General features: G+C 44.9%; 6 protein-coding genes and 1 pseudogene. 2 read left to right on the forward strand and 5 right to left on the reverse strand.

The genetic code is table 11. From position 1 onward, the window contains the following. Positions 1–269: 269 nt before the first annotated feature. Entirely contained in the window at positions 270–2000 is a 1731-nt protein-coding gene (locus tag AB1S50_RS18480; protein ID WP_367152667.1) for a histidine kinase, read from the reverse strand. A 615-nt stretch (positions 2001–2615) separates the two neighbouring features. Between AB1S50_RS18480 and AB1S50_RS18485 the strand changes: the two are divergent. Beyond that, positions 2616–2916: pseudogene (locus AB1S50_RS18485) on the forward strand (IS30 family transposase); the annotation flags it as partial. 390 nt (positions 2917–3306) lie between these two features. On the opposite strand, the gene AB1S50_RS18490 reads toward AB1S50_RS18485, so the two are convergent. Beyond that, a complete protein-coding gene (locus tag AB1S50_RS18490) occupies positions 3307–3696 on the reverse strand; it encodes a hypothetical protein (RefSeq protein WP_367152669.1) in 390 nt (129 codons plus the stop codon). A gap of 575 nt (positions 3697–4271) precedes the next feature. After that, positions 4272–4892 (reverse strand): hypothetical protein, encoded by a 621-nt coding sequence (locus tag AB1S50_RS18495; RefSeq protein WP_367152670.1) that lies wholly within the window; start codon positions 4890–4892, stop codon positions 4272–4274. Positions 4893–4919: 27 nt separating this feature from the next. Here AB1S50_RS18495 and AB1S50_RS18500 point away from each other — a divergent pair, with 27 nt between their 5' ends. Beyond that, positions 4920–5189, forward strand: a complete 270-nt coding sequence (locus AB1S50_RS18500) for a hypothetical protein (protein ID WP_367152672.1) — start codon at positions 4920–4922, stop codon at positions 5187–5189. 110 nt (positions 5190–5299) lie between these two features. Here AB1S50_RS18500 and AB1S50_RS18505 read toward each other — a convergent pair whose 3' ends face one another. Together AB1S50_RS18505 and AB1S50_RS18510 are read right to left on the reverse strand one after the other, a co-directional pair. Beyond that, on the reverse strand, positions 5300–6298 hold the full coding sequence (locus AB1S50_RS18505; protein WP_367152674.1) for a hypothetical protein: 999 nt from the start codon (positions 6296–6298) through the stop codon (positions 5300–5302). Positions 6299–6474: 176 nt separating this feature from the next. Further along, on the reverse strand, positions 6475–6921 hold the full coding sequence (locus tag AB1S50_RS18510; RefSeq protein WP_455363764.1) for a GFA family protein: 447 nt from the start codon (positions 6919–6921) through the stop codon (positions 6475–6477). Positions 6922–7382 lie beyond the last annotated feature (461 nt).

A 7382-nucleotide genomic window follows, 5' to 3' on the forward strand; every position in this document is an offset into this window, starting at 1 on the left:
AAGGCCGAGCTGCAGCGATTTATTCGTGTTCATAACCGCGATCTTGCCAAACCATTTAAATGGACAAAGAGCGCCGACACGGTACTGGCTTCAGTGCAGCGAGCCAAAAATGTGTTACCTAATTAACCGCATGGCCCACTAGTTAGCAGCTGGCTACCCTCATACCAAATGCGCTTGTTATCAGATACTATGAAGAATTAGCGAAGCCGCGTTACCTCACTGAATTACTATTTCAGCTTCGCCAGTTGTTTCCCAATGGCGCCTAATGCTTAGTATACATAAACAGCACCAGAATACTTTGCGTCGTTATTAGTTTGATCGCCGTCGATTCCGGTAGCGTTACTGTCTTCAAAATAGGCCCCTACAGCCAGCGTGGCTCCTTCAGCACTGAGCCCGATGGCCAAACCAAATTCGTCGTTTACATCAGTATTGCTAGCTTTCACATAGGACTGCTGGCTCCAGGAGCCTTCACTATATTTATAAACATAGACGGCACCGGACTCTCCCATATCGTTTAGCGTTTCGTCACCATTGATACCGGTAGCACTGCTATCGTCATCGAATGCCCCCACAGCGAGAGTGTTGCCATCCTCACTAAGATTGAGGGCCTCACCAAATTGATCGCCTGCCTGGCTGTTGCTGGCCTTCACATAAGCCCGCTGAGCCCAAACACCTCCGTTGCGGTTGAAGATATACACAGCGCCCGCACGCGCCGCATCGTTATTATTCTGGTCGCCGCCGATACCGGTAGCCCTGCTATCTTCCTCTCCTGCCCCGACAGCCAGGATATTCCCATCACCGCTTAGGCTGAGAGCATAACCAAAATAGTCACCTGCATCAGTATTGCTGGCTTTTACATAGGCTTGCTGGGTCCAGGCACCTTGACTATGACTATAGATATACACAGCCCCGGCATTAAAGGTGTCGTTATTGCCCTGATCACCATCAACCCCAATGGCATTACTGTCTTCAAAAATTGTGCTTACGGCTAGGGTATTGCCATCGGCACTTAAGCTGAGGGCAGAGCTAAAATGGTCACCCCTATCGGTATTGCTGGCCTTAATATAAGCCTGTTGGGTCCAGTCACCTTCACTGCGATTGAAGATATACACGGCGCCGGCACCCTCCACATCGTTGTTATTCTGGTCGCCATCGACACCTGTAGCGCTGCTACTTTCCTCGCCTGCTCCGACGGCTAGGGTATTGCCATCACCGCTCAGACTCAGGGCCCCACCAAAAAAATCGAGCTCGTCGGGATTGCTGGCTTTTATATAAGCCTGCTGTGCCCAGGCGCCTTCGTTGCGACTAAAAATATAGACGGCCCCGGAACCATTAAGGTCGTTATTACTCTGGTCGCCATCGATTCCATCAGCGCTGCTGGATTCACTGGACGCCCCTACGGCTAAAGTAGTGCCATCAGCACTCAGACTGACAGCTTCGCCGAAGCGATCACCCGCGTCAGTATTACTCGCCTTTACATAGGCCTGTTGCGTCCAGATACCCGCGTTTCTTCCAAAAATATAGACGGCACCAGACTCTTCAGCAGTGTTGCCACTCTGATCACCATTGATACCAGTGGCGGTGCCGCCTTCTAAAGGCGCACCAATGGCCAGGGTATTGCCGTCGGCACTTAAGCTAAGAGCTGAACCAAAGCGGTCACCCCCATCGGTATTGCTGGCCTTAAAGTAACCGATGCTATCCACCAGAGTACCAGTAACTGAGAGGATGTCTGAGTCATTACATTCCTCTTGTAGCCCTTCGCCCCTGCAGTCTTGCAAAATGTATTGCGCATTGGCGCGGGCATAGAGAGGCACTTCCAGCACCAGTGTCTCGGTGCCCTGTCCCACGTCTCCGCCAACCGCACTAAAGCCTGACAGCCCATCCGGATTTTCCAGAAGCCGGTAATGGGTAGCATCCTCTACATCGGTCCAATCGAAGCGAAATCGCTTGACAGCCTCGAAACTCAAAGTAACTCGTTGTGTCTGTCCCAGCGTCGACATTCCGCTAACAGCACTCCCATTGTTATTCTCTTGGGTATCGGCGGTTTCGGAGTCGCTGGAGCCAGAGCCGCCGCAAGCGGTAAGTAGTAAGAAACCCAGTGCTATCACTGCGGTATTGAATATATTTATATACATCGATTATATAATCCAGCTTCGAAAAGCTCTTTAGGATAGGGAATAAAGAAGTTATTTGCGCCACAATAGCATAAATTTTAAACGCTAGGAAGAGGGTTTTAGAGCAGACGGCTGCGGTCGGACCGCTCCATTGAACCCTATCCATGCCTCTTTTATTAAATATTTGAATAGAAGAGCTGATCGATTATTAGTCAACCGCTTACCATTTAGTCATCGAGTGAAGTGTGCCAGTCTCAAGCAAATACTCCAGTAAATATGATCTACCCATACTGTTTAATACAGCGATGCCCCAGTGAAATTAGCAGCCAGACGCAACCAGGTTATGGCGGCCCCGCACCACCTCCGATGACTGGCACCGGATTGAATAGCAGCTACGTAAGGACTGGAGCCTGAACAATTAGCCCCGCCAGAGTGCCCACCCAAAAGACCAAAGGTGTCAAGGACGCGGTAATAGTGCTGGTCTGATCTTGGTCGAAGTATGTCCATATCATCACCTCGGACAACAACGGGGAATTTACTTTATCGCCAAGCTATTACCGAGGCATTTGACACCAACTTCTACTTCGTACATCCCTATGCTTCCTGGGAGCGTGGGATCAACGAAAATACCAACGGCCTAATCCGACAGTATTTTCCTAAAGGAACCGACTTCAATGAAGTCACGGATGAAGAGGTGCAAGCGGTGATGGATCGACTCAACGACCGTCCGAGGAAGACGAGGGGTTGTCGATCGCCAAACGAACTATTGATGGGGCAGCGAGCAGATTTACTCGCTGTGTAACGAAATTGCAGTTATTACTTGAAACCGCGGTTAATAATATGGAATTGTTTTCGAAAATTTAAAATTGAAAAGGAAGAGTGAATATTTTTTGGTAGATTATATGTAGTAGTTCAGACAGGCTGTTTAAAAGCTAGCTGTCGGCAGCCCATTACTCCAAACAGGGGTGCCTGGGTAGCAAATCAAGTGTGTAACTGCTTGGTTTGTCGTGGAGGGTTTGCGGACACGCGCCGCAAACTCGGGTTGAGAAAAGCCAGGGAAGGCTTTTTCAACAACCTGCAGACTTAATCTAAAAACAATTATTATTCTGTTAGTTGACTAAAATCTCCACTCTACTTTTGCTCCTCCGATCAAATACGATGGTTAAAGGAAGGGCTATTAACTTAAAATTGCTTATTCTTCACAGAAAAAAGACACAAATCGCAGTTGATTTGATACCGCCTTCACAGGCAAAAATCCCGGCTGATTAATGTGCTGATTCACATCTCGGAATGCATCGTTGTATAACGCCCTGGGGCCCAGGCCTCCGGGGTTTCCACCGTCCCGCCCAGGCACATTATTGCCAGTGGTTTCAGCTATATTTCCACCCTCCTTAGCCATCCAGTCACCCAATAACTGCCAGTACTTTTGAAAGTTCGCAAGCTGTTGTTCCGTTAAACTATCGCGAACGTTGTTTTCGGTTGGGTCTTCAAGTAAACCCTTTACTTGATCGGCTGTCATCACCTCTGAATCAACCAGGTTTTGACTTATTGCGTGCCCAAGTTGGGCATCAGTAAATGCCATAGTAACTCTCTCTTCTTAAAATAAATCGATTGTGGAATTGCTCTAAGCGGGATAATTCCGTATAGCAACCGGTTTTGGAGCGACCAAGCAATCAATAAACTGCCTTAACCTGACCCAAATACTTATCTCACTGGACTTTTCCGCGGCCCATTATCCATATTAATTATTCTACGTAAAGCAGCAAGCCTTTTTCTATCCATACTTTCAATATAAATTGTACGATAGTACACGACTGAACTTACTTTTATTTACTTCGAGGCTATTCCTACATAACGGCTTCGATGACTATCATGGTTTCAAGTAATAACTGCAATTTCGTTGCGCAGCGAGTAAATCTGCTCGCTGCCCCATCAATAGTTCGTTTGGCGATTGACAACCCCTCGTCTTTCTAGGAAGATTGTTGTGTCGATCCATCACCGCTTGCACCTCTTCATTCGAGATTTCATTGAAATCAAGCTAATCCACACAAAATTTATCAACGCTAACACGTATACTGGATAGCTGTAGGCAGCTTAGCTCGTTCAAATATTTAATACCAAGTAGGAAAAATTTAGCCTCTGAGATATTGTACTCTGTTATATAGCTGTGGCTTCATAATATTGATACACCACGCTACCGACCACTGCCAAAAATGGTATGCACAGGTAGATCACTGCAAAAGTATTCCCAAAAGCTCGCCATATAATTATGGCACCAATCACGACAGGCAAGAGCAGCACGATTAAGGCCGGGGGCGCCATCGTAACGCCAGTAGCAACCGCTATATTCCCAGCCCACAGGCCAACGAAAATAAGGCCTCGAACCCGCCTAGACGGCTCAGGCACCAAGCCGAAGATAAGGAGCCCTATACAACCTAACCAAGCAGAAAATACCCATGCAAGGTAAAGCCATTGATCTGCCGTGCTGGGAAAGCCCACGTCAGGGATGAAGCCAGATAATCCAATAGCGAGCAAGAGTGCGATTATCCCAACAGCAGAAGACCACGCTCTGTATAGCTGCTCACGGTGCAAGCGAGACTGAGCCGCTTTAAGCCTTTTGCGAAACGAATGAACACTCATTTTTCCCAACCAATTCAAATTCAATGGGTGATTGCCCTTACCAGCATGGCACATGACTTGCGCGCCCATAGCCCATTTAATAAGTTTTTCACAGCACAAACAGGCGGCTAATAGCTCCAGACTGTAGGATGCTTTCACACTGCTCAGAAATATAAGGTCCTCCAGATGGAGGAATCGGCCGCCATAAGTGTCCTTCTGCTTCGTGCCGATGCCGATGCCGATGCCGATGCCGATGCCGATGCCGATGCCGATGCCGATGCCGATGCCGATGCCGATGCCAATGCCGATGCCGATGCCGATAAAACCCTATTCCAGCGCGCTGCTCGGCAGTACATAAACACGGCTCAGGAACACAGAGACATCCACTCCTTGTCCGGTCGTGGTGGCGCTGCCTACCTCATGGCCGCTAAAGTGCATAATGATCTCCAAGCATAAAGTACCGGTTTAGCGGCCGGTTTGAGTGATTGAATTTTGATATGAGTGGCGCAAACATAAACGAAAGATATATAGATTTAAATTTCTCCACCAACGCTTTTCTAACCTCTCTATTCAACCAATTCATCTTTAAGAGAATACCCCTTTCTCTCAATCAGATGTCCTACTTTGTCATAAATATATAAATATTTATTTATACCTTGAGCATTTTCAGATGGGTTCATTTTTGAGTCATAGTAACTTATTGACTCCCTACGCGCATTTCTATGATACCTTGCTAAAAGTATAGCGGGGGAATCTTTTAAAAGTTCTCCACTAGCATCATACAAATTAACTTCGTGCCAATTTCCAAAACTATCGATATTTTTATACTCAATTCTTGCAAATCTATTAGAAGGTCCCAGAACCAACTTTCCGGAAGAATTCCTAAACTCTTCTTTTTCAAAATTTCCGTTCTCATCAAACCAAAAATGAGCTGTAGCATATCCATATTTTCCCTCCATAATATTTCCATCTCTATCAAATCCTCTTCGATAAGCAGCATAATCATTTGCATCAAAAATGAATCGAGCTTCATAGAATCCATTATGCTCTAATACTACATCGCCATTGGCATTCTTCCTTACTTCACTATACCGTCTTCCAAGTTCATCACGTTTAAAATAATATTCAGCACTACCTGACTTATCCTCCATCAGGTTATTGGATTCTCCGAAATTTTGTTTTTTAGTAGGATACTCCTGTCCATCCAGAATATACTTAACAGCGTATACTCCTTCATTGTTACTTATTCGTTCGCCATCAATATTTACGAAAGTTCTATAGATACTATTTTTCTCATAAGCAAACTTAATACAATGAGAGCCAAAATCAGACTTATTGCTTGGCCGACTTGAAGTAAAATAGCAAACACTTTGAGGTTTTTGATCTTCCACCTCAATATAGTATGTATTATATAGACCAATTTTTTCAGTGCTAATTGGATAGACAGGCCTTATTTTTCTCTCGGTATGATCTGTATCCCATTTTAGGTAATATCCAGATTTTAAATCCGAAGCATGAACTAAATAACTAATCATCCCTAAAACAATATATACTGCTAACTTCATAGCATTCCTCTTGGTTGGAGCAGTTAACCTGACTCTAGGTATTAGTCATAAAATAAATACCAATAAACGCAGTTATTACTTGAAACCACGAGACCTTTAAAACACAATATCGCAATAAATTCAATATTGATTAAACGTCTATATAGCCACGCCATTTACCAGCTTTAGCAGTTACTCTAACTCTCGTAGGCTCGAGGGTGTTGCTTACCTGAATCACATATTTTCTCCCATGATGCTTTTGAATCTACAAATAAATGATGCGCCACCTTTAGTTTTTTATCACCGGAAGTAAAGGTGCCAACTGGCAAATACATTCTACTTTCATCATTTTTTCCTGGAAGGACGGAGCCACATATCTTACAAAAGCTCGTATGCCAGTCATGTCCAGGCTTAGACCAATAGCTAATTTCACTCTCTCCTTTAAGCCAACTAAAATGTTTATTTTCCACGACAGCCACGGCGATTCCTCCACTACCTGTGGATTTTCTGCATATAGAGCAGTGGCAGACATATACATCCGAGACATTCAGATTCACTTTAAAAGCGACAGATCCGCAATTACATTCACCCTTGACCAAGTCAATCTCCCCATGGATATCTAGCAATCCAATAACTTTCTCCAAAACCGCAGCATATAAATGAACAATAATCGAGTTTACTATACTGAATTTTGTAAGTCATAGGCACCTCGATTTACTCTGCTTACAGGATTTTGCACTAAGATATTGCTCCGTACAACTTTCCAATAAAACAAGCTATAGCATATTTTTATCAACTATCCGATGCGCTACCAAAAACTCCTAGCTGAATAACTTCAAACCGAAAAAGACCGCGCACCACGTTCAGTTTTATGACCCGAATCGTACTTACTATTTTCTTATGGGAGCACCATGCCTATTAAAAATAATTATCTTCGGCGTAAAATTTCTCAAACAAGTTAATCTAGCAGGCTGTTGATTTTCAGCCAGATTCAAACACGGTAATCGTTTGAATCCGCAATTCTCGGCCCAAATAGACGATTTAAGGCCATTTTTTACCCTTACGGGCCTTGGTGGCGAGCTTTCCCCGCCTTCAAGACGGACTA

It is taken from the genome of Microbulbifer discodermiae (genome assembly GCF_040742695.1).
Taxonomy (GTDB): domain Bacteria; phylum Pseudomonadota; class Gammaproteobacteria; order Pseudomonadales; family Cellvibrionaceae; genus Microbulbifer.